Annotated in this window: 10 protein-coding genes and 2 pseudogenes; 3 read left to right on the forward strand and 9 right to left on the reverse strand. The window is 62.5% G+C overall.

Annotated features, from left to right (window positions below; translation table 11 throughout):
* From ASC85_RS32855 to ASC85_RS02055, 5 genes and pseudogenes are all read right to left on the reverse strand, one after another.
* Nucleotides 1-4954, reverse strand: a pseudogene (locus ASC85_RS32855) (amino acid adenylation domain-containing protein); the annotation flags it as partial.
* 58 nt (nt 4955-5012) lie between these two features.
* The gene (locus tag ASC85_RS02040) at nt 5013-8075 is read right to left on the reverse strand and encodes a non-ribosomal peptide synthetase (protein WP_057448038.1); all 3063 of its coding nucleotides are present in this window, start codon (nt 8073-8075) and stop codon (nt 5013-5015) included.
* A gap of 111 nt (nt 8076-8186) precedes the next feature.
* A complete protein-coding gene (locus ASC85_RS02045) occupies nt 8187-9233 on the reverse strand; it encodes a TauD/TfdA family dioxygenase (RefSeq protein WP_057448039.1) in 1047 nt (348 codons plus the stop codon).
* A 17-nt stretch (nt 9234-9250) separates the two neighbouring features.
* Nucleotides 9251-12679: a condensation domain-containing protein gene (locus ASC85_RS02050; protein WP_057448040.1), complete on the reverse strand. Its 3429-nt coding sequence runs from the start codon at nt 12677-12679 to the stop codon at nt 9251-9253.
* 7 nt (nt 12680-12686) lie between these two features.
* Nucleotides 12687-13664 carry a TauD/TfdA family dioxygenase gene (locus ASC85_RS02055; protein ID WP_082534290.1) on the reverse strand — a complete coding sequence of 326 codons (978 nt, stop codon included), beginning with the start codon at nt 13662-13664 and terminating at the stop codon, nt 12687-12689.
* Nucleotides 13665-13912: 248 nt separating this feature from the next.
* Between ASC85_RS02055 and ASC85_RS02060 the strand changes: the two genes are divergently transcribed.
* Together ASC85_RS02060 and ASC85_RS02065 are read left to right on the forward strand one after the other, a co-directional pair.
* Complete coding sequence (locus tag ASC85_RS02060; RefSeq protein ID WP_057448041.1) at nt 13913-15976, forward strand: TonB-dependent receptor; 2064 nt, start codon at nt 13913-13915, stop codon at nt 15974-15976.
* Nucleotides 15977-16088: 112 nt separating this feature from the next.
* A complete protein-coding gene (locus tag ASC85_RS02065; protein ID WP_082534291.1) occupies nt 16089-17510 on the forward strand; it encodes a diaminobutyrate--2-oxoglutarate transaminase in 1422 nt (473 codons plus the stop codon).
* Nucleotides 17511-18103: 593 nt separating this feature from the next.
* On the opposite strand, the gene ASC85_RS33685 is transcribed toward ASC85_RS02065, so the two are convergent.
* Nucleotides 18104-18781 carry a methyl-accepting chemotaxis protein gene (locus ASC85_RS33685; protein ID WP_371916742.1) on the reverse strand — a complete coding sequence of 226 codons (678 nt, stop codon included), beginning with the start codon at nt 18779-18781 and terminating at the stop codon, nt 18104-18106.
* A 195-nt stretch (nt 18782-18976) separates the two neighbouring features.
* Nucleotides 18977-20413: pseudogene (locus tag ASC85_RS33690) on the reverse strand (FIST signal transduction protein); the annotation flags it as partial.
* Between the two features lie 286 nt (nt 20414-20699).
* On the opposite strand from ASC85_RS33690, the gene ASC85_RS02075 reads away from it, so the two are divergent.
* Nucleotides 20700-22802 carry a DUF6311 domain-containing protein gene (locus ASC85_RS02075; RefSeq protein ID WP_057448043.1) on the forward strand — a complete coding sequence of 701 codons (2103 nt, stop codon included), beginning with the start codon at nt 20700-20702 and terminating at the stop codon, nt 22800-22802.
* A gap of 258 nt (nt 22803-23060) precedes the next feature.
* On the opposite strand, the gene yghU is transcribed toward ASC85_RS02075, so the two are convergent.
* Nucleotides 23061-23900: a glutathione-dependent disulfide-bond oxidoreductase gene (gene yghU / locus ASC85_RS02080; RefSeq protein ID WP_057448044.1), complete on the reverse strand. Its 840-nt coding sequence runs from the start codon at nt 23898-23900 to the stop codon at nt 23061-23063.
* 44 nt (nt 23901-23944) lie between these two features.
* The gene (locus tag ASC85_RS02085) at nt 23945-24679 is read right to left on the reverse strand and encodes a substrate-binding periplasmic protein (protein WP_057448045.1); all 735 of its coding nucleotides are present in this window, start codon (nt 24677-24679) and stop codon (nt 23945-23947) included.
* Nucleotides 24680-24693 lie beyond the last annotated feature (14 nt).

A 24693-nucleotide genomic window follows, 5' to 3' on the forward strand; every position in this document is an offset into this window, starting at 1 on the left:
GCGCCTGGGTCAAGGTGACCCGGGCGTCGGCGTCTTCGATCAGGAATGCCAGGCGCGCGGCAGGCAGTTCGGGATCCAGCGGCAGCCACGCGGCGCCGGCATGGACGATGCCGAGCAAGGCCACAACCATTTCCACCGAGCGCTCCATGCACAGCGGCACGATGTTGTCGGTGCCTATACCGGCGGCGCGCAGGGCACGGGCGACGGCTTGCGCCCGCTGGTCCAGCTCGGCGTAGCTCAGGCGCTGGCCTTCGAACACCAGCGCCGGGGCGTTGGGGCTCAGGGCGGCTTGCTGGCTCAGGGCGGTGTGCAGGTTGGTTGGGCCGCTGTAGTGACGGTCGGTGGCGTTCCAATCAATCAGCGTGCGCTGATGCTCCGCAGCGCTGAGCAGAGGCAACTCGGCGATTGGCCGTTGTGGTGTTGCGATCATCCCCTCAAGTAACTGCTCCAGACGCGCCAACATTTGGCGGGCGCTGTCGGCAGAGAACAAATCCAGCGCGAACAACAGATTCAGCTGGATCGGTGCGTTGGCCGGGCACAGCACGTGCAGATCCAGATCGCATTCGGAGTGCCGCAGCGGTGTGTCCAGGGCTTCGAATGCCAGCCCGGGGAAGCGCAACCGCGATTCCATGGCCAGTTGCTGGGCGACCATCACTTGGTACAGCGGCGCATGGCTGAGGCTGCGTGGCAGTTGCAGGCTGTCCACCAGTTGCTCGAAGGGCAGGTCCTGGTGCAGCAGGCCACTGCGCAGACGCTCGGCCACTTGTTTGACCAGGGCAGTGAAACCGGTTTGCGGCTCGAAGTCCGCGCGGATCGCCAGGTTGTTCAGCAGAATGCCCAGCAGGCCTTCAGTGCCCGGCTGTTCACGATGGGTGACCGGGGTGCCGACCAGCACCGTGGCATCGCCGCTCAAACGGTGCATCAGCACGGCGAAGCCGGCGAACAGGACGGTGAACGGCGTGGTGCCGAGGCGACTGGCAAAGGCCTGTACCCGGGCGCTGAGGTCGGCGCTGAGTTCACGCTGCACGATGCCGGCGCGGTAGCTTTGCACCGACGGCCGTGGATGATCGGTGGGCAAGGCCAGCAGCGGGCTGGCGTCGCTGTCGCGCCGGTCGAGGGTGGTGGTCCAGTAGTCGAGTTGGCGCTTGAGTTCGGCGCCTTGCAGGTGCTCGCGCTGCCAGAGGGCGAAGTCGGCGTATTGCAGCGGCAGGGCCGGCAGTTCGGCGGGGACGCCGTTGCAACGGGCTTCATAACCCAGGGCCAATTCGCGCAGGGCGATGGTGGCCGACCAGGCGTCCGAGACCAAGTGATGCAGGGCGATGCCGAGTACGTGCTCGTCCGGCGCCAGGCGCAGCAAACGCGCACGCAGCAGCGGTGGACAGGTCAGGTCGAACGGCTGCTCGAAGGTGTCTTGCAGGGCATTGAACTGCGCGCCGGCGCGAGCGGTGGCGGTCAGGCCCGACAAGTCTTCGAAGGGCAGCGCGATGTCCAGCGCTGGGCTGATGCGCTGGCACGGCGCGCCGTCGGTGCTGTGGATGCCGGTGCGCAGGATTTCGTGGCGCAGCAGCAGATCGTTGAGGCTGGCGTGCAGCGCCTCGACATTGAGTTCACCCTTGAGGTGCAGGGCGAACGGGATGTTGAACAGGGTGGTGCCCGGCGTCAGTTGCTCGATGAACCACAGGCGTTGTTGCGAGAACGACAGTGGCAGCAGCGCCGGGCGTGGCTGGGCCTTGGGCACGCTGATCGCGCTGGCTTGCGGCGCGGCGGCCTCGGCCTGGCGTGCGGCGATGGCCACGGCCAGCGAGGCCACGGTCGGCTGTTCGAACAGCACCCGCAACGGCAGGTCGAGCTTGAACTGGGTGCGCAGGCGGGCAACGATCTGGGTTGCCAGCAGCGAGTGTCCGCCGAGGGTGAAAAAGTTGTCTTCCACGCCCACCGTGTCGCGTCCCAGGACCTCGGCCCAGATCGACGCGACGGTGGTTTCCAGCGCGTTGCGCGGGGCGATGCTTTGCTGGGTGTCGGCCTGCCAGTCCAGCTCCCGGGCGGCCAGGGCTTTGCGATCGACCTTGCCGTTGTTGTTCAGGGGCAGTTTGTCCAGGCAGACGAAGGCCGCCGGCACCATGTACGGCGGCAGTTGCGTGCGCAGGTGTTCGCTCAGGTCGTCGCTGCCCAGGGTTTCGTCATGGGCCGACCAGTACGCCACCAGCCAGGCTTCGCCGACGGTGTTTTCCCGCAGCAGGACGGCGGCTTCGCGTACGTTGGGGTGCTGGGCGAGACGGTGTTCGATTTCCGTCAGTTCGATCCGGTGCCCGCGCAGTTTTACCTGCTGGTCGCGGCGGCCGAGGTATTCGATCACCCCGTCTGCACGCCAGCGTCCCAGGTCACCGGTGCGGTACAGGCGACCTTCGAGTTGAGGGTGGTCGATAAACGCGTCAGCGGTGCGCTGCGGGTCGAGCAGGTAACCGCGGCCAACGCCGACGCCACCGACGCAGATTTCCCCGGCCACGCCCACCGGCACTGGGCGCAGGGATTCGTCCAGCACATACAGGCGGTTGTTGGCGGTCGGCTGGCCGATGGGCATGTGGCTGACCTCGGCCCCCGGTGCTTTGAGGATCGGTTGGAAGGCCACGTCGTCGGCGCATTCGGCCGGTCCGTAGGCGTTCATCAGGGCGATGTCGGGGAACCGTGCGAACCAGTCGCGGGCCACGGTCGGCGGCAGGGCTTCGCCGGTAGGCAACACCCAGCGCAGGTCCGGCAGTTGCAAGTCGCACGGGCACAGCGCGAGCAAGGTGCGCATCAGGCTCGGGACGATTTCCAGCACGTTCAGGCGCTCGCTGGCGAGCACTTGCAACAGGCGTTGCGGGTCGTGGGCGACTTCATCCGGAAGAATGTGCACGGTGGCGCCGAGCACTGGCGCGGCGAGGAACTGCCACACCGAAATGTCGAACGCCACCGAGGCGGTCTGGGGAATCCGGTCGGCGGCGCTGAGCCCCAGGGCCGGTACTTTGCCGAAGATGTTGTTGAGCATGCCGCGCTGTTCGATCATCACGCCCTTCGGCGTGCCGGTCGAACCCGAGGTGAACAGCACGTAGGCCAGGCTGTCGGGGCTGGCGAGCACCGGCAGTGGCGTGTCGTTGCCGGACGTCCAGCAGGCTTCGGCGAACAGCGCCTCGGGTGCCTGGTCGAGGCCGCTGAGCAGTTGATCGAGCAGGCCGCTGCAGGTTTCGCTGGCGACCAGGAGCGGGGCGCGGGACAGCCCGAGGATTTCCCGCAGGCGCTCGGGCGGGTGATTGACTTCAAGGGGCAGCATCGCCGCACCGGCCTTGAACACCGCCAGCATCATGCTCAACAGCGCCAGGCCACGGGGGGCCACCAGCGCGACCAGTTGGTCTTCAGCGGCGCCGGCCTCGCGCAGGGCGTGGGCCAGGCGCGTGGAGCGCAGGTCCAGCTCGGCGTAGGTCAGCGACTCCCCGTCGCAGGTCGCGGCGATCTGTTCGCCGCGCTGAGCGACCTGGGCGGCAAACAGCTCGGCGTAGCTTTGATCCAGCGGAAAATCATGCGGGTTGCGCGCCCACTCGCCCAGCAACTGCTGGCGTTCCTCGGCGGCCAGCAGCTCGAAGCTGGCCAGCGGCGCCTCGGGTGCGGCGAGCATGCTGCGCACCAGGCTGGCGATGTGGCCCAGCAGGCGTTGCACGGTGGCGGCTTCGAAACGTTCGCGGTCATAGGAAACGCGGATGCCCAGCTGTTCGCCCGGCAGGATCACCACGGTCAAGCCGTAGTGGGTGTGCACGCTGTGGTCCATGCCTTCGAGGCTGAACTGGAAACCGCCTTCGAGGATCTGTTCGTCGATGGGGGCGTTTTCAAATACCAGGATGCTGTCGAACAGGGTCTCGCCCCGGGGGAAATCGCTCCAGCCCTGGATATCGGTCAAGGGCGTGTGCTCGAAGTCGCGCATGTCGACGTTGAGTTTTTGTAGGTCGCCCAGCCAACTGCCGAGCGAGGCGTTCGGGTCCACCGAAACCCGCAGCGGCAAGGTGTTGATGAACAGGCCGATCATTTGTGCGACGCCAGTCAGGTCGGCCGGGCGCCCGGCCACGGTGACGCCGAAGACCACGTCCTGTTGCCCGCTGTAGCGTGACAGCAGCAGCGACCAGACGCCCTGGAAGAACGTGTTCGGGGTGATCCGGCGACTGCGGCAGAACGCCGCCAGTGCCTGGGTTTCCTGTTCGTCGAGGTGAATCAGTTGGTCGTCCACCAGCACCGCATCGGTGTAGCGGTCGCGGGTCACGCCGTTGTCCACGGTCAGCGGCGTGGGAGCATTGAGACCTTGCAACTGGCCGCGCCAGAACTGTTCGGCCTTGCCCGCGTCCTGGCGTTGCAGCCACTGGATGTAATCGCGAAACGGCCGAGGGCTTTTCAGCTCCGGCGTGCGGTCGTTGCACAGCGCTTCGTAGACTTTGAGGAAGTCCACGGTCACCAGGGAAATGCACCAGGCGTCCATCAGGATGTGGTGGAAGCTGCGAATGAATTCGTAGGACTCATCGCCCAGGCGGACCAGCCGGAAGCGAATCAGCGGTGGCTTCGACAGGTTGAAGCCGACTTTCTGCTCGTCTTCCAGCAGCGTGCGGATTCGCGCTTCCTGTTCATGGGGGGCGAGCCCGCGCAGGTCGAGGGTGTCCAGCGGTACCTTGACCTGGCGATGGATCACCTGCACCGGTTGCTTCTGGCTTTTCCATTGGAAACTGGCGCGCAGGGAAGGGTGCAGCGCCACCACCTGGCGCCACGATTCGAGGAACGCCCCTTCATCGATGGCCCCGCCGATGCGGTAGCGATCCTGCATCAGGTACACGCCGGAGTCTTCGTGCAGCAGGGAGTGGAACAGCATCCCTTGCTGCAGCGGCGACAGCGGGTAAATGTCTTCGATCGGGTTACCGGTGGTTTTTTCGGTGGTCATTGAAAGCGTCCTGCGTAAAAAGGGGCAACGGTGATGGCGGGGCGATGGGACGAGCCACTCACAGGTCGGCCTCGTCCAGTTCGGCCATCAGCGCTTGCATTTCGTCATCGGACAGGCCCGAGGCGCTGAACTCGGTGCTCTCGGCTTGCGGCTCGGCGGCGCTCGGCGCCAGCGGTTGCGCGACCTCGGCCATGGCCGCGATGGTCTGGCGTTCGAAGACTTGCTTGGCCGAAAGCGCGATGCCTTGCTCGTGGGCCTGGGCCACCACTTGCAGGCTCAGGATCGAGTCGCCGCCGATGGCGAAGAAGTTGTCGGTGACGCTCACCGTCGAGAGCTTCAAGACCTTGGCGACGATGGCTTGCAGGGCGGTTTCCATGGCGTTGCGCGGCGCCACGTGGGCGCTTTCATCGAACGAGTCAGGGTCGGGCAATTGGCGGGTGTCGAGCTTGCCGTTGGGCGTGCGCGGAAAGCTCGCCAGGGTCAGCACCAGGGCCGGCACCATGTATGACGGCAGGCGTTCGCCGAGGAAGCGCTTGATCGCCTCGGAGTCTGGTGCGTAGCCGTGGGCGGCGAGGATGTAGGCGAGCAGGCGCTTGCCGGCGGCGTGTTCCTGGACGATCACCGCGGCTTCGCGCACGTCGCTGTGGCTGCACAACTGGCGTTCGATTTCACCCAGCTCGATGCGGTAGCCGCGCACCTTGACCTGATGGTCCTTGCGCCCCAGGAACGCCAGGCGCCCGTCGGCCAACCAGCACGCCAAGTCGCCCGTACGGTAGGCGCGAGTGTCGTCGGCCAGGGTGACGAAGGCCTTGGCGGTTTCTTCGGGTTTGTGGCGATAGCCGCGGGCCAGGGTCGGGCCGGCGAGGACGATTTCCCCTGGCTCGCCAATGCCGCAGGCAGTGTCGAACTCGTTCAGCAGGCGCAGGTCCATGCCGGCGATGGGGCGGCCAATGCTGACGTTGCGGTTTGGCTCCAACACCTCATAGGTGGCCCAGACGGTGGCTTCGGTGGGACCGTATTCGTTCACCAGCCGGGCGTGGGGCAGGGTCTTGCTGTGTTGCGCGATCAGCGATGGCGGGCAGGCTTCACCGGCGACGATCCAGCAGGCGAGGCTGTCGGTGCCTGCGCTGCGCTGCAATTGATCGAGCAGGGCCTGGTACAGCGACGGCAGCGACAGCCCGTGGCTGACCTGATGCTGGGCAATCAGTTGCGCCAGGCGGGACATTTCCAGCTCTTCACCCGGGGCGGGCAAGACCAGGCGTCCGCCTTGGGCCAGGGTCCAGAAAATCCCGGCGACCGAACTGTCGAAGGCGAACGACGACAGCAGCAGGTAGGCGCGCACCGGAGTCTCATAGGCGGCCATGCGCACCTGGGTCGAGAAGCTCAGTGCGCCGTGGCTGATTTCCACGGCCTTTGGCGCACCGGTAGAGCCCGAGGTGTAGATCAAGTAGGCGAGGTCGTTCGCGTCCGGCAACGGCAGCGCCGGCCAATCGCCGAGGTCCGGCGCTGCCAGGTCATCCAGCACGAAGCGTTGCAGGGTGGCCGGCACGCTGTCGGCCAGTTCGCTGCTGACCACGATGTGGGCAATGGCGCTGTCGGCGAGCATGTAGGCGCGACGGTCGGCTGGGTAGGTCGGGTCGATCGGCACGTAGGCGCCGCCGGCTTTCAACACGGCGAGCATGGCGACAATGGCCGCGTTGCTGCGGGCGAACAGGATGCCGACGGGCACGCCAGGACCGATTCCGGCCGCGACCAGTCGATGGGCCAGTTGCGTGGCGCAGGCGTCGAGGTGGCTGTAGCTCAGGTCACCGTTCTGGTCGCTGAGGGCGATGGCGTTCGGTTGCTGGCGAACCTGACGGGCAATCAATTCCACCAGCGTCACCGGTTCGATGGCCGGCGCGCTCGTGCGGGTGCCGATCAACTGCGATTGCAGCGTTCCACCCAGGGGCAGTTGGGCCCAGGCCCGTTGCGGTTCAGCCACGGCGCCTTGCAGCAGTCGCAGCCATTGCTCGGCGAGGCAACCCGCGGCTTCGGCGCTGAGGGCGTGGCGGTCGTAGACCAGTTGCGCGCGAAGGCTGTCGGGCAACTGGCGGATGTTCAGGCACGCCTTCAGCGGGTTCATCACCGCGCTGGCATGGCGTTCCCGGGCATCGCCCGAGCGCCAGGCAAAGGCGTATCCGGCATTGAGGTGGCCGGTGTAATAGTCTTGCCAGCCGACGGCCCGTTCCAGGGTGGCGGCCACTTGCGTGCTTTGTTCCAGCAGGGTCGCCTGGGCATCCAGTTCGATGCTCACGGGCAGGCACTGCTCGAACAGGCCCAGGGTGCTTTCCAGTTCCGCGCCGCGACTTTCATGGATCAGGGTGAGCGGCACCTGTTGCTGGCCGGCCAATCGTCCCAGCACTGCTGCCCATGCCGCCAGCAGCAGCTCCGGGGTCAGGGCCGAGTGACGGGCGAGGTCACTCGGCAGGGTCAGGTCCAGCCGGGTCGGCGCGAACCCGCCATCGAGGGCCACTTCGAGCGGCAGCTGCAAGGTGGCCTGTTCGGTTTCGCCTGAGGGTTTCCAGAAGCTCACGCCCGGATGGTCCGGTGCGTCTTCAACCAGGCTCCAGCGCCATTCGGCGTAGTCGGCGTACTGCAAGGTGTCGGACAGGTCCGTGGGGTTGTCTTGCAGCAGTGCGCCGGCCAGCCATTTCAGGCTGACGAGGTCGAAGTGGCTGCTGGCCGCCGCCAGGTCCAGGATCGCTTGTTCATCGGACAGGCGCACCAGGGTCACGCACAGTGGGGTTGTCCAGTCACGGGGCTGGTCGGCGAGCCGGGCCAGCGCGGCGTCCTGGTCGACGCGGCTGTGCTGGCGCAAGTCCTGGAGATTCACCGCCAGCGAGCCGGCTTCGTCAATCACCTGCACCGGGTGGCGCAGGCCGGGCACGGGCATCAGGCGCGTGCGCAGGATTTCGCTGCCGGCCACCAGGGCTTGCAAGCGGTTGTTCAGTGCAGCGACGTCCAGCGGCTGTGACAGCGACCATTGCAGATGGCAGCTGAACGGGTGCTCCGCCGCGCCGTTGATGTGGGGGTAAACCGATGCCTGTTGCGGCGAAATACGAAAACCTTGAAGTCCGCTCATGTTCATCTCGACTGGAAAAGGGCTTGAGCCTGGATCACCGCACAGACGTCGGGGCTTGCTGGACACGTGTCAGGCAAGCCTCCTGCGAACGGCGGGTGGACCCGTTGAATGTCAGACGGCAACGTCGCTCGACAGCAGGGCTTCAGCCATGCCGGTCATGATGGCGCGCTTGCCGGTAAAGGGTTCGCGACCGTGCACGGCGAGCATGTTGTCGATGAACAACACGTCTCCCTGTCGCCAACTGAACCGCACCAGCGAATCGAGGTAGGCCGCACGCAGCGATTGCAGTACGTGCGGCTCGATCGGTTCGCCATCGCCATAAAAGGTGTTGGTGGGCAGGTCGAGGTCGTTGAAGTTGCTTTGCAGCGAATCGCGGATTCGCTCAGGCAGGGTGCTGATGTGGAAGAACGTGGCGTGGTTGAACCAGACCTCTTCGCCGGTGCGCGGGTGGCGCACCACGGCCGGCCCGCGTTGGCGGGTGCGCAGGCGATTGTTGTCTTTCCATTCCACTTCGATGCCGACGCTGGCGCAGTAGGCCTCCACTTCGCCGCGGTCTTCGGACTGGAACACGGTCTGCCATGGCAGGCCGAAACCGTCGCCGTAGTTGCGCACGTACAGCACGCCTTTATCCCGGAACCGCGCTTCGATCTGCGGGCTGATCCTGGCCTTCACGGCGCGGGTCGAGCCAATCGGTGTTTCACCACCGGTTTCCGACGGCAGTTGGCAGTAGAAGAACAGCCGCAGCGGAAAGCGCGGCGAATAGGAGTGCTCGTTGTGGGGGAATATCATCTGGTCGGCCGGGTAGTCGGTCGATGTGTAGATGTTGCCGCCGACCCGTGTCCGGGGCGAGGCGCGGAACATGTATTCCAGAGCGCCGGGGGAGAGGGCGGCGATCACTTGGTCGAACTGCTCGACGGACGCGACGTTGAAGCCGCGAAACAGCAGGGCGCCGTACTCCAGCAGTTTCTTTTCCAGCGACTCGCGTTCCCGGGTGGCCCAGGCGATCAGGTCGACGCCACTGACCGCCGGCTCGATCACCAGGGGCAGGGCGTGGTCCGGGCTGAGCAGGCGCTCGGTGACCAACTGTTGTTCCGAGACGTTCATGGCTTTGCGACGCACGGCGCCGAGGGCGCGTGGCGATGGGGGCACGATAGACATAACGGCATCCGACTCGGTTAAAGGGACAAGGAGCGACGTTTGGCTTGCATCATCTGGCTGCGACCGGCCAGCGCCTGGGACTGTTGTCGCTCACGGGCAAAGGCCTGGTCCCAGTTGTCGATGCGCTCGGCCAATGCCGGCAGCGGCTCGTCCAACAGGGTGTGTAGCTGTTCCAGCAGGCCCGTCCACAGGTGTTGCAGACGCAGGGCACGCTGCTGGTCGAAGTATTCGCCGCGATACTTGAGGGTCGCGGCGAGGCCTTCGCTGCCGTGCACGAGGTCGAGCACCAGGTGGAAATCTCCCGGTGCCTGGGCCACGTCCAGCGCGGACAGCTGCGCGCCGGCGATGGCGGTCGGGGTCACCCGTGACGGTTGATAGTTGAGCTTGACCTGGAACAGCGGCGAGTGACCGGGACGGCGTTGCGGCGCGAGGGCCGAGACCACCAGGTCGAAAGGCAGGCCTTGATGGGCATAGGCCAGGCGCGCTTCATCACGAACCCGCTCAAGGAAACCGGCCAGGCTCGGTTCGCCGCGCAAGTCACAGCGCAGGGTCAACTGGTTGACGAAGAAACCGATGACGTCGTTGTGCTCAGCCAGTGGCCGGCCGCTGACGTCGGTGCCCAGCAGGAACTGCTGCTGGCCGCCCAGTTGCTTGAGCACCAGTTGGTAGCTGGCCAGCAACAGCATGAACAAGGTCATGCCTTGCTCGCGGGCCAGTGCTGCCAGCCGTTCGCAGCTGATCTGGGGCACGTTGAAGTCCAGGCTGTGTTCGCCCGGGGCCTGGCCGCTGCCACCGAGTTCCAATGTTTGCGGCATGCCGGCCAGGTGTCCGCGCCAGAAGTCCTGCTCGGTGGCGATCCGCTGTTCGCTCCAGTGCCGGGCTTCCCATTGGGCGAAATCGAGGTATTGCCCCGGGAGTGCGGCGTCCGCCGAACCCGCCAGTTCCGCCAGCAATATTTGCGCCGAGCGGCCGTCGAAGGCGATGTGGTGCAGGGTCAGCAGCAGGTCATGCTGTTGGTCATCTCGGCTAAGCAACTGCGCTCGCAGCAGCGGGCCGGCTTGCAGATCGACAGGGGTGGCGTGTTCGTGGGCCAGGTGCTCACTCAGCGCCTGCTTTTGCTGCGCTTCATGCTGTTCACGCAAATCATGATGGATCAGCGCTATCGCCGTGGCCGGCAACACCTGTTGTTGCGGGCCATCGACACCGTCGCGGTATACCGTGCGCAACACACCATGCCGCTCGACCAGCGTGTTCAAGCGCAGGGCCAGCGTCTCGATGTCCAACGGCCCTTGCAGGCGCAGATGCAGCACCAGGTTATGGCGGGTGTCGTCCGGGTTCAGTTGGCGCAGGAACCACAGGCGACGTTGGGCGAACGATTGATGGCCCTGGCTGAGGTTGGCCTGCTCGGTTGAGATCTCGACCGTCAGTGCCGGCTGATGCATGAAGTCTTGCAGCGCCAGCGCCCATTGCCCCAGGGTGATTTCCCCGAACAAGTCCTGGGTCTCGAGGTTCCAGCCCAGGTCCCGGTGCAGGCGCGCAGCGAAGTCGGCCACGCCGATGGAGTCCAGGCCCTGGCCGATCAGGCTGCGTTCGAAATGGGCGGACAGATACGGGTTGACCGCGTGCAGCGTCTGTTCCAGCCATTGGCGGCAGGCGACCTGGGCCTGTTGCGGCGTCTCGGCCACCAGGCGCTTGAACTGGGCAAGGTCAAGGGTCTCGCCGTTCGAGGCATGCTGGCCACCGCTCTGGGCGATGATGCTCAACGTGCCCGCGGCCAGTTGTTTGCGTGCGCCTTGACGGGCGATCTTGCCGCTGGTGGTCATCGGGATGGTACCGGCTTGCACCAGCACAATCTGGTCGATGCCGCAGTCGGCGGCTTCGCGCACGGCGTTTTGCATCGACGCGAACAGCGCTGGGTGATGGGCCGGGTCGACGAACTTGCGTTGCGGCTCGGCGACGATCACCAGTTTCTCGCGGCCCAGGGCCGGGTCCATTTCCGAGAAAGCAGCGATGCGTCCGGTACGGATGCCCGGCTCGGCGTCGGTGATGGCGAATTCGATGTCGTGGGGATAGAGGTTGCGTCCGTTGAGAATCAGCAGGTCCTTGAGGCGTCCGCAGATCACCACCTGGCCTTCGTGGATGAAGCCCAGGTCGCCGGAGCGCAGGTAATGCTCCGATGAACCGACAACCCGTGCTTCAAAGGCTTCACGAGTGGCTTCGGGGTTCTTCCAGTAGGATTCGGCGTTGCTCGGGCCCTTGAGCCAGACTTCGCCGATGCGGTCGGCGGCGCAGCGTTCGAAGGTGTGCGGGTCGACGATGGCGATGCTGTGCAAGGCTTGCGGGTAACCACAGGCGACGAACTCCACGGCGGCGGCATCGGCCGTCGCCAGGGCCACGCGACCGGTCTCCAGCACGGCTTTGTCCAGGCGCAGCACCACTGGCAGTGCATCGGCCGGCGTGGCGCTGACGCACAGGGTCGCTTCGGCCTGGCCATACCCGGGGCTGATGGCCAACGGGTTCAGGCCACAGGCGGCAAAGCGCTGGGCGAAAGCTTCCAGGGTGCCAGGGTGGATCGGTTCGGCGCCGTTGATCGCGTGTTTCCAGGCGCTCAGGTCGAGCTGCGCGATCAGGTTGTCGCTGACCACGCGGTTGCACAGGGCATAGGCGAAGTTGGGGGCGAAACTGGCGGTGGCGCGGTAGCGACTCAACGCCTGCAACCAGGTCGACGGCGCATTGACGAACGTCTGGGACGCCATCAGGTAGCAGGGCATGCCGCTGTAGAGCGGGGCCAGCATGCCGCCGATCAGGCCCATGTCGTGGTACAGCGGCAGCCAGTTGACCATGGCGCCGTGCTCGTCGAAAGCGTACGCCTGGCGCATCAGTTCGACGTTGGCGATCAGGTTGCGTTGACGCACCTCGACACCTTTTGGCGAACCGGTAGAGCCGGAGGTGTATTGCAGGAAGGCCACGGTAGAACCGTCGATGGCCGGGCGTTGCCACTGGCTGGCCGCTGGCGTGCCCAGGTCCTGGACGGTCAGCACATCGACGCGGCCCTCCACCAGTTCCAGCAAGCCTTCGCAATAATCTGCCGGTGCAAGAATCAGCGCCGGTTCGGCATCCACCACCACGTTACGGACGCGATCGAGGTGGCGCGGCTTGCGCGACGGCGGTGGAAACAACGGCACGGCAATCAGCCCCGCATACAGGCAGGCACAGAAAGTGCGGGCGTAGTCGAGGCTGCTGGGCAACATCAACAGCACCCGATCACCCGGTGCATAACGTGCTTGCAGCGCGGCCGCCAGGGATTGGGATTGCTCGTGCAACTGGGCAAAGGTCAGGGTTTCGCCGATCTCTACGCCGTCCGGCAGAAAATTCAGGGCCGCGCGCTGAGGGAAGTGCTGGGCGTTGGCTTCCAGCACGTCGATCCAGTGTTCGAATGAAAACATGTGCAATTCACGCCATGGCCACGATGACTTTGCGGTCACCGGTGAAAGGATTGCGACCGTGTGCGACCAGTCGGTTATCGAGCATCAGGATATCGCCGGGCTGCCAGGGGAAACTGATGGCAGTCTCGCGGTAGACCTCGCGCACGGTGTCGAGCATGCCGTCGGCAATCGGCGAGCCATCGCCGAAATAGACATGGCGCGGCAGGTTCTCTTCACCCACCGCCGCCAGCAGGCTGGCGCGTACGCTCGGTTCGATGGCCGAGACATGGAACAGGTGCGCCTGGTTGAACCAGACCCATTCACCGGTATCGGGATGCTGCTGCACGGCGGCGCAACGCTGGCGGGTGCGCAGGTCGCCATCGGCTTTCCACTCCCACTCGATGTCGTTGTCCTGGCAGTAGCGTTCGACCTGGGCGCGGTCCTGGGTGTTGAAGACTTTTTCCCAGGGCAGGTCCAGGGCGCCGCTGTAGTTGCGCACGTAGAGCAACTCGCGGCTGGCGAACAGCTCGCGAATCTCGCCAGGCATGCGCTGGTAGATCAGGCGGCTGTCGGCAATCGGGGTCTCGCCACCGGTTTCGCTGGCCTTGATGCAGTGGAACCAGATGCGCGAAGGCCAGGGTCGGGTGTAGGCCTGTTCGTTGTGCAGCGGGATGAATTGATGGGCGGGGTACTCGGTGGAGCTATAGACCCCGGCGAAGACTTTGCTGCGCGGTGTGGAGCCGAATTCGTAACTGGCCAGCGGTGCACTGAAGCTGGCAGCGAAGCGCTTGAAATCAATGGGCGTGGCGACGGTGAAACCGCGAAACAACACGCCACCAACGGTGCTCAGGAGATGGGCCAGGCTGTCGCGGATCGAGGTGTCCAGATCGTGGATCGACTGCCCCGATGTCCCCTGCACCAGCACGGGTAGCGATTGGGCGCTTGCATCCGTGGGCGCCATTGAAAACAGCTCGGAACGCCCGTTCAGGTGTTCGATTGAGGTCATCCTTGTGCATCCTCTTATAGCTTCTTCGACCAGTCACAAGACCATGAAAGCAGGGCAGCGGTCAGCGATGTAGGACTCGTCTGTAATGTATGTAAGGTGATACAAGACGACATACTAGGTACAAATGAGATGGATTATCAATACTATTTATTTAATTTTTTTTTTGGATTAGACTCCGCTCCGCTGGCGCCAAGCAGCCTTCGGCCAGCTCAAAAAACCTAAAAATATCTGTCGCAGGGGAGCGGGGCGTGAATTTCAAAAAGAACACAATTGCGTTGGCTGTAGGGTCGGCCATCGGCCTGAGCAACGGCGCATGGGCGGCTGAAGAAGCCGGCAAGATGGAGATCGCTCCGATCACCGTGACGGGTGAAAAAATCGACCGTCCTCTCGATAAGACCCAGTCCAGCGTCGTGGTCGTCACCGACAAGAACCTGCGTGAACACGGCGACAAGGACCTGGTGGATGTATTTGCCCGCACGCCCGGCGTCTATAGCCAGGCCGGCAATGAGAACTGGGGTATTCGTGGCGTGCCGGTGTCCGGCTTTGACGACCAGGGCCCGGCGGCCCTCAACGGGGCCGTGTCGGTGTATGTCGACGGTGCCGTGCAGCCCAACCGCGCGCTGACCCTCAGCCCGGTCCCGCTCTGGGATGCCGAGCAGGTCGAGGTTTTCCTTGGCCCGCAATCCACCACTCAGGGCCGTAACTCCCTGGCCGGCGCGGTGGTTATCCGAACCAAGAACCCAACCTTCGAACCGAGCTTCTCGGCGCAGACCAGCGTGGGCAACTACGGTGAGCACGGTGCGGCCGTGGCGGGTGGCGGGGCCATCGTCGATGACAAGATCGCCGGGCGTATCGCCGTGGATTATTCCGACGGTGACGGCTACATCCGCAACACCACGCTCGATAAAGACGCCAACCCGCATCGCACCAGCAACGTCCGCGGTAAATTGCTGATCCTGCCCAATGACGACACTGACGTCTTGCTGACTTATGCCCATAACGAACATCGCCAGGGTGACCGCTCGACGATGCGCGGCGCCGATGGCAAGCCGAGCTATTACGACATCGCGTCCAATACCGAGGCCTTCGACAACCTCAAGCAAGACACTTTCAGCGCCAAGGTGGACTACCGCCTGAACGATGCCTGGTCGCTGACGAGCATGACCGCCAATACCAGTACGGACTACAGCAACCGCCTGGACTTTGACCAGACAGCGGTGGACAACGAGGTCGTTCTGCGTAAACAAGACGGCAACCTGTTCAGTCAGGAACTGCGTCTGAATTACGACTCGGACACGGTGAAGAGTTTCGTCGGCGCCTACTATGGCCACAACACCAACGCCTTCCACGACCGGTTGTTGTTCGATGACGTACTGGTTCGCACCGTCAAAGGTGATACCAAGATTGAAAACAAGGCGGTGTTCGGTGAAGTGAACTGGACGTTCGCGCCGCGCTGGACCTTGATCACCGGCCTGCGTTACGACCACGAGACGAACGATACCGACATCGAAGCAGATGGCCGCTTCGTGCCCGAGAAAATCAAAAAGTCGTTTGATGCCGTGCTGCCGAAACTCGGCATCGACTACGAACTGGCAACGGACCAGTACCTCGGTTTCACGGTGCAGAAGGGCTATCGCGGTGGCGGTGTCAACCTGCGTTCCGGTAGCGGTCACCAAGCCTACGACCCGGAATACACCACCAACTACGAGCTGTCCTATCGCGGTTCGTTCTTCGACAAGACCCTGCGTACCCGCGCCAACCTGTACTACACCGACTGGAAAGATCAGCAGGTCAGCGTGCGGCAGCCCGGTAGCACCGTCATTGATATCTACAACGCTGGTCGCAGTGAGATCAAGGGCCTGGAAGTCTTCGTCGAAAAAGACATCACCGAACAACTGACCTTGAACGTCGGCGGCGCCATTACCGATAGCAAATACAAGGACTTCGTCGTTGACAATGGTCAGGACAGGAGCGGCGAGTCGTTCCTCTACTCGCCTAAATACAAGGCCTCGGTGGGTGGTGTCTATCGCTTCGACGATCGCCTGATATTCGGCACGGACATTGTCTATCAGAGCACCGCGCCTTCGGAGTACGAGTTCGACTCAAACGGCAAAGTCACTGGTGAGCGTAAGAGCGATGCCTATGTGCTGGTGAATTTCAACACCGAGTACAAAGTCACCAAGAACGTCGCAGTGTCCGCCTACGTGAAGAATGCGTTCGACAAGGAGTACGTCACCAACAATCGCAACGACGACATCATCGACGTCGGCGCACCGCGCACGGTGGGGATGATCCTGCGCTACGACATGTAAAAAAAACCACGGGCGCGGGGAGGCAATCTCCCCGCGTCTGTCCTGCAACGTTTCGGATGTTTGTTTCCAGGCTGTTCGTTCCCTTCCAAACCCAGCCTCCATGGAGGAAATCATGAGTGCTTTTTCGAATGTCACAGCGGGTGGCGCGCAACAGCTACGCCTGTTGCACACCGGTCTGTCGAATCCTTACTGCCTCGATTCGACACCACTGCTGGAACGTCAGCAACAGCAGGAATCCAACGCCCGCAGTTACCCGCGACGCATTCCCCTGGTGCTTGAAAGGGCCCATGGCATTTATGTGCAGGACAGCCGAGGGCAAGTGTTCATCGATTGCCTGGCCGGTGCCGGGACCCTGGCGCTGGGGCACAACCACCCGGTGATCATCGAAGCCATCACCCAGGTCATGGCAGCCGGTGTGCCGATGCACACCCTGGACCTCATGACCCCCGTGAAGGACGCCTTCGTCCAAGAGATTTTCGCTTGCCTGCCCAGCGAGTTCGCTCGCCATGCACGCATCCAGTTCTGCGGCCCGAGTGGGGCCGATGCGGTCGAGGCCGCGCTCAAGCTGACCCGTACCGCCACCGGACGGCATTCGGTCCTGGCATTCGAAGGGGCCTATCACGGGATGACCCTGGGCACGCTGGCCATCAGCGGCAACCTGTCGCCGAAAAATGCCCTCGGTGCATTGATGCCAGGCGTGCAGCGCCTGCCGTTCCCCCACGACTATCGTTGCCCGTTCGGGGTGGCCGGCGATCAGGCGGTCACCTTGAACGTGCGCTACCTCGAGCACTTGCTCAACGACCCGGAAAGCGGGGTGACCGCACCGGCGGCGATGATCCTGGAGCCGATCCAGGGCGAGGGCGGGGTGATTGCCGCACCGGACCGCTGGCTGCAGGAGTTGCGCCGGTTGACCCAGGCCCATGGCATTCCGCTGATCGTCGACGAGATCCAGTGCGGCATTGCCCGCAGTGGACGGATGTTCGGCTTCGAGCAATCGGGCATCACGCCGGATGTCATCACCCTGTCCAAAGCCATCGGCGGCGGGTTGCCGCTGTCGGTCATGGTCTATCACGAGTCGCTGGACGTCTGGCAGCCGGGTGCCCACGCCGGCACATTCCGCGGCAATCAACTGGCGATGGCGGCGGGTACCGCGACCTTGCGTTTTATCCGTGATCAAGGCCTGGTCCAGCACGCCGAAACGGTGGGTGCCCACCTGCAAAAACAATTGCAGGCGCTGCAAAACGAGTTCGCCTGGATCGGCGATGTGCGTGGACGCGGCCTGATGCTCGGCATGGAAATCGTCGACCCGCAAGGCACCCCAGACGTACAGGGCCATCCGCCGGTGGACACGGCCCGGGCCAAGGCGTTCCAGCAGGCTTGCCTGAAGCACGGCTTGATCGTTGAACTGGGCGGACGCCACGGCGCGACCGTACGCTTCCTGCCGCCGCTGATCATCACCGAACAGGAAATCGATTTCGTCGCGAAAATCCTGTTCCAGGCCGCGAGCACAATCAACGAGCACCCCGCAGGCTGATCATCCAGGTCCGAACCCGCATCCAGACACAACACCAAACCCTGTGGGAACGAGCTTGCTCGCGAAGGCGCCGGCACATCCAACATCACCACAAGCAGACCCACCGCTATCGCGAGCAAGCTCAGCTCCCACAGGGATTTGTGGCGAACGCCGGCCCCCTGATCACCCCGGCCCCCCTGTGGGAGCGAGCCTGCTCGCGAAGACGGCGGCACATTCAACATCACCACAAGCAGACCCGCCGCCATCGCGAGCAAGCTCAGCTCCCACAGGGATTTGTGGCGAACGCCGGCCCCYTGATCACCCCGGCCCCCCTGTGGGAGCGAGCTTGCTCGCGAAGGCGTCGGCACATCCAACCTCACCACAAGCAGACCCACCGCCATCGCGAGCAAGCTCAGCTCCCACAGGGATTTGTGGCGAACGCCGGCCCCCTGATCACCCCGGCCCCCCTGTGGGAGCGAGCTTGCTCGCGAAGACGGCGGCACATCCAACATCACCACAAGCAGACCCACCGCTATCGCGAGCAAGCCCACTCCCACAAGGGATTGCGGGCGCCCACAGCATCCGGATTCAACACCAAACCCTGTGGCAGTTACTCAAGCACTGGCGTGGGTCAGCCCCGTCAGGGTGTCCGCGATGGCCTTCGTGCGTTGCGCCGTACCTTCGGTGGTGCGGCTCGAGTCTTCCAGGGCATCGAGCATCTCGCGCAGGGCGCTGACGGCGACGGACTGGTCTTCGATCTGTTGGGCGACGCCTTGGATCTCCGTCGAGAGCAGGTCAATGTCCACGCCGATTTCCGCGGCATTCTTGCGGGTGATTTCCGCGAGCTTGCGGACCTCATCAGCCACCACCGCAAACCCTCTGCCCATCTCACCGGCACGCGCTGCTTCGATGGCCGCGTTAAGGGCCAACAGGTTGGTCTGCCCTGCAATTTGCTGGATGACCTGTACGATCGACTGAATACGCAAGCTCGAACTGGCGAGCGCACGGGCGCCGACCACCGCTTCACCCGCTTGGGTGGCAAGCTGTTCGACGGTCGTGCCGGCCTGCTCGGCGACGCTGTTTTGCCGGTCGATCGTGCCCGTCAGGTCATCCATCGACAGGTGTAGCTCACCTGAGTAATGCTTGATTTGCGTCGCCATCAGCGCTTGCTGCTGGCTGGCCTGGGCCAATACCTGACCCAGGTCCGTCAGGCCGTCGAACACCGGCAGGATGGTGTTGTCCAGGCCGCGAGTGTCCAGGGCGCTGCTGAAGTCATTCATCTTGAACGCCATGATCTGCTTGACCACAACATGGTTCAGGCCCGCCAGCTTCTTGATCTGGCGGCGCAGGAAAAACGCCTTGAACTCGCCATAGTGGGCGATGAAGTTGTCGACATACTCATCGACAAAACCGGCGCCCTTGGTGACTCGGAAGAAGAAAATCGCCGTGAGCGTCTGGTTAAGGTTCAGGCCGAGGATTTCACCAAACGTCGAGAAACCGGCCAAAGGCACATCCCCGAAAATACCGGCCATGCTGCCCAGGTCGCTGCTGTTGTTGAGCCGGCGCAGGATGCAGTCGTTGAGGATAGCGGCCACCGGTCGACCCCCTTTACCCTTGAGGAATTTCTCGTAGTCGAGGCGGGTCGCCTCGCGAAGGGGCGTGCGCTTGACCATCACCAGCTCTTCGCCGGGCGCCACGTCGCAGAACAGCTGGATGATTTGCTGCTGATAGTCGATACGGGCAATGGAGCGGACGAACAGCTCATCGCCCACACGGATGGCGAATGAATAATCGGCCAGCTTCTTTTCCAGTGCCTGGGCACTGCACTCGAATGCCTCGCACAGCGCCTGGACCATGCTCTTGATGTTGCCACGGCTGTCGATGACCTGGTCGATGGTGCGGTCTTCGACCGACGCGGTCAGCACGCTGAACGTCAGCCCGGCAGGTTGGAAGTTCTGGCTCTTGAACACCCCGAAGCGCACGTCCGCCGCGGTTTTCAGGAAGACAATCTGCGCGTGGTTCTGATAACTGCGCTGCCCATCACTGATCAGGGTCTTTTTGAAATCCGTCTTGCCACCGGCCGAGCCGCCGACGAACAGGCAAGGGAAACGTCCCGACTCATAGAGCGCCTCCATGAAGAACGACTCGGAAGCCGAAAGCCCATCGAACACCACGTAGGCCAAGGTATCGCGGTGGTCAATGGGCGTGCTCACTTGCGCCTGCTTGATGTTAGTCACCAACCTGGCGATTCGCTCACGCATGGCCAAGCGCTTGCCGCCACCGCGAATGTCCTCGCACTCCAGCGGCACCATCACCACCTCGGCCGACACAATCACACTGGCGTCAAACAGCTGCAGCACCACCCGGTCCCAGGTCTCGCCGGTCTGGCAATACAGCGTGTTTGCAGCGTTGCACAGCTCACCTGACGTCGTGCACAGGCTGATGGTGCTGTGGGCGAAGCGCTTCTTGATCTTGGCGGCGACCTGATCGATGTCCAGGTGGGGGGAGACGAACCCGGTGATCAATACTGGGGTGATACGTGCGTCGGCCAACGCCTGGTCCAGCTCAGCAGAGGTGCAGGCCACGCTTACAGCCCCTTGAGTGCGGGCTCGGGCAGTGTCGAAGAGGTTCAGTAGGTTCATGGCTGGACTCGGTTGAGCGCGACGTGACGCGTACGAGGTATGCGTGCGGAGTCCTTTCTCTGTAGTGGTCACGGCTGGGGGCTTGTATGGGCGTGAGCTTGTGCTATTTGCGGGGGCAATACACAGGGCTTTTGGTTGGGGTTTACTACGTCTGTTGGTTAGCGACTTTCGTATCGGTCCCAAGTAGGTCAATGAAAAAACAGTCCCTGACGCTGGACAAAAAAAGACACCGCTGTGCTTTGGTGATGGCCTCTTGCTACTCTCTGTGCCCTCCACAGCCATCCTTGACGTGAGACGAACCTACTCGTCGTTGAAAAACATTCGGATAAGCCATGCAAGATTAATGGCCGGGGATAGCTGGTAGCATCGGTGGAGCGAGGTGCTGGATCACCGGTGAAAAAGCCGGCTGCGGCGGCTACCGTGGATCGGCGGATTGTTAAAAAACACTATAAAAAGAGTAAAACAATTGACTCATCAGCACGGTACGCAAACTAGGCGCACTTGGACGCCACGACCACTTGTAAACCGCAATTTGATCGCTGTGTTGTATCGCGCCGCAGGCGAGGCAATGAAGCCGCTAGGCCAGGGCAGGATATTGAACCTGCTGCCTTTGTTGATTGGCGCATTGGCATTTTTCATGGTCATCGGGCCGCGTGTGTTGGACCCGCGAAATATCGCCTGGTTGGGAAATGGCGATCCGGCCACTCATTACTTAGGTTGGTTGTTCTTCAGGCAATCGCCCTGGTCGTTTCCTATCGGTCTGAATCCATCCTACGGGCTTGAACTGAGCAACAGCATCATCTTTTCGGATTCCAATCCGCTCCTGGCCTTTGTATTCAAACCCTTCGCGTCGTTGCTGCCTGAACCTTTTCAGTATTTTGGTCTCTGGCTGCTGGCTTGTTTCATGCTTCAGGCATGGTTTGCCTGGAAACTGGTGGGATTGATTACGCCCAGTATTGCTATCCGAGCCCTCGGCGCGGCGCTGTTCCTCTTTGTGCCTCCCATGATCCTGCGCATGACCGTACATCTGTCTTTGGGCGGGCATTTTTTGGTCCTTGCGGCGTTGTACCTGAACCTGCACCCAGCCTTACGCAGAAGACGTATGGCCTGGGGGGCATTGTTGGCGGCGGCTGCGCTGATCCATGCCTACTTTCTGGCGATGATTGCGCTGATCTGGTTGGCCGATGTTGCCGCTAAATACTTTAAACGCCGGCTGTCCCTTGGCTCCGCGGTCGTTGAGTTGGGGGTGTTGTTTTCCCTAGTCACCGCCTGTTGCTGGCAGGCCGGTTATTTCACCGTCGAGCGCGCAGGCGTTACTTCTGCCGGATTCGGTCTGTACCGGGCAAACGTCTTGACGCTGTTCAATCCCCAGAACTGGTCGTATGCGTTGAAAAATCTCCCGGGTGTACCGGGGGACAGTGACGGTTTCGCTTTCCTGGGGACGGGCCTGATTGTTTTATCGATTTGTGCCTTTGCAGGATGGTTGCGCGGTAATACAGGGCTTGGGTCCGCGCTGTATAAACGGCCGATGCTAGGGCTGGCGTTGATCGGTCTGACCATTTTCTCGTTCTCGAACCATGTCGCAATCGGTTCGTTCGAGCTTGGTTATTCCTTGCCCCCTCAAGTGATTTCCATTGCGAACATCTTCCGTGCCTCAGGGCGAATGTTCTGGCCGATTTACTACGTTGTGATCTTTGTCATTATTTTCCTGATCGTTCGCGCCCACACGTCAAGAGTCGCCGCGTGTCTACTGGGAATGGCGCTGCTGATACAAGTTTTCGACACTCACAGTGGCTGGTCGGACGTCAGAAAGAAATTCATGGTCAAGCCGGCATCCGAATGGGCGACACCCTTTGTCGATCCATTTTGGAAGAGCGCTGCATCTCATTACCAGAAAGTTCGATGGATAGTGCCGCAGAATCTCTCCCCGCATTGGCTTTCTGTTTCAGCTTTTGCAGGCCTCCATCATTTGTCCACGGATGCCCCCTACCTTGGGCGGATGAGTATGAAGCAATGGCTACAGGCTGACGAAAAAGCCACCCTGGTCTTAGCCTCGGGAAAGTACGAACCGGATTCGCTGTATTTGATGGACAACCGGGCTATGTTGCGTGCGTTGGGCACCGTGGATACCTCCGTTGATCTTTTCGCCAGAATCGATGGCTTTACCGTGCTTGCGCCTGGTTGGAAGCGGTGTAGCGAATGCCCTCAGTTGACACATGAACAGGCGCCGACAGCTGCCCCACTTGAGCTTGGGCATACCGTGCGATTCGATCAACGTGATTCAGGTACTGCGTATTTGGCGAAGGGGTGGGCGGACGCGGAGCAATGGGGCACCTGGACCGAGGGAAGCGATGCGGAACTTGTATGGCGAGTGACGACCCTCGTGCATTCCATTCGCTTGGAAGCCTCAGCCTTTGTTGTGCCGGGGCATACGCAGCAGAAAGTCACCGTTCTGATCAATGGTCTGCCGGCATCGACCCATACGCTTGAAAAGTCGGAAGGCAACATCCTCGAAATACCTGTTACACCCTCGATGCAGCAACGCATTGCGGATCAGGGCTTCTTGAGGATGCATTTGCAATTTGCGGATGCGATAAGTCCGCAGCAGCTCGGCTTGGGCGATGATGCCCGGGTTCTTGCGTTTGGTTTGAAGACTATGACTGTCAACTAACTGCGGGTTGATGGCGCAGGGGGGCCAAGGCATACGGTATTGCCCATAAGGCGACGGTGTTGGATGCCTGTAAGAAACCGAGCAGGTTATCGCGGACCGCAAGAAACGGTGGGAGCGAGCCTGCTCGCGATGACGTCGGCACATTCAGCATCGATGCCAACTGACCCACCGCCATCGCGAGCAAGCTCGCTCCCACAGGGGGGCTGTGCTGGTCAAAAAAAGCCGGGGTTTACCAGCGATCCGGCATGGGACCTGCCCTCAGCCCAAATCCCCAGCCTCATGCCGCTCCGGCACTTGGCTCGCTTCGTCACCCCACGTGCGGTTGACCCGCTGTCCGCGCAGGACGGCGGGGCGCTTGGCAATCTCTTCGGCCCAGCGCTGCACATGGGTGTATTCGTGGGCACTCAGGAATTCGGCGGCGCCGTACACGTTGTTGCGCACCAGTTGGCCATACCAGGGCCAGACCGCGATGTCGGCGATGGTGTAGTCATCGCCTGCCAGGTATTGGCTTTCGCCGAGGCGGCGATCGAGGACGTCGAGTTGACGCTTGGCTTCCATGGTGAAGCGATTGATCGGGTATTCGAGTTTCTCCGGCGCATAGGCGTAGAAATGCCCGAAGCCGCCACCCAGGTAGGGGGCAGAGCCCATCTGCCAGAACAGCCAGTTCAGTGTTTCGGTGCGGCCTGCCAGGTCGGTGGGCAGGAAGGCGCCGAATTTTTCCGCCAGGTACAACAGGATCGAGCCGGATTCGAAGACACGGATGCCAGGTTCCACGCTGCGGTCCAGCAGGGCCGGGATCTTGGAGTTGGGGTTGACCTCGACAAAACCGCTGGAGAACTGGTCGCCTTCGCTGATGCGGATCAGCCAGGCGTCGTATTCCGCGCCCGTATGACCCAGCGCCAGCAGTTCCTCCAGCAGGATGGTCACCTTCACGCCATTGGGCGTGGCCAGGGAATAGAGCTGCAACGGGTGCTTGCCAATCGGCAAGGTTTTTTCGTGAGTCGGCCCAGCGATAGGGCGGTTGATGCTGGCGAACTGGCCGCCAGACGGGGCGTCGTTTTTCCAGACCTTGGGCGGAACGTAGGACGCTTGGCTCATCGGGACATACCTCATCGTTTGCTTGTGGTGTGATCCCCCAGAGTCTACCGCTGTTCGTTCATGATCCGCGCCACTTCACCAGAAGCCTTGAGCTGCTCGAAAGCGCGCTGGGCCTTGGCGACGACTTCGTCAGGTGTGCTCAGGCTGAACGCCAGGTGGACCCTATGGGGTTGCTCGTCGAGGGTATAGACCTCTTCCAGGGAAGTGAAATCCACTTGGGCATCCTTGCTCATCAGGCGCGCGGTGTTCTCCGGCATCGGCAGCATTTGGATCTGGTGATTCAGCAGCTTTTGAAAGTTGTCGTGGTTGTTGGCCGAGATGACCAGCCGGGTAAACCCACGCTGTTGCAGGTAAATCTGCTTGGCGTCATTTCGCACCACGCCGATGCTGTACTGCTTGGCATCCTCGAGGTTATTGACGGTGATGCCTTCACTGTCTCGCATCTTGTAGAGCCGGCTCGCCACGCGGTGTATCTCACCGACCCATTTGAACAATTGCTCGCGGGCCGGGGTGCGGTCCAGGGGGAAAATCAACACGTTAGGCTCGTGCAGCGCCTTTTCGTAGGCCCGGGCCCACGGGTACAGCGACAGGCTGTAGTCGGTGAGCTGCGCGTTCTTCAGCGTTTGTTCGGCGATGCGAATGCCCGGCCCGGCGACCTTGTCGTCACGCTGGTAGGCATAGAGGGAATCTTCGGTCACGACTTCGATCGTCTCGGCGTGGCTTTGCAGGCTGATCGAGGTGAGAAGCAGGCACGAGCAGAGTATCAGGCGATAGTGCATATACAGACCTCATG

Source organism: Pseudomonas sp. Root401, assembly GCF_001425105.1.
GTDB classification, from domain to species: domain Bacteria; phylum Pseudomonadota; class Gammaproteobacteria; order Pseudomonadales; family Pseudomonadaceae; genus Aquipseudomonas; species Aquipseudomonas brassicacearum.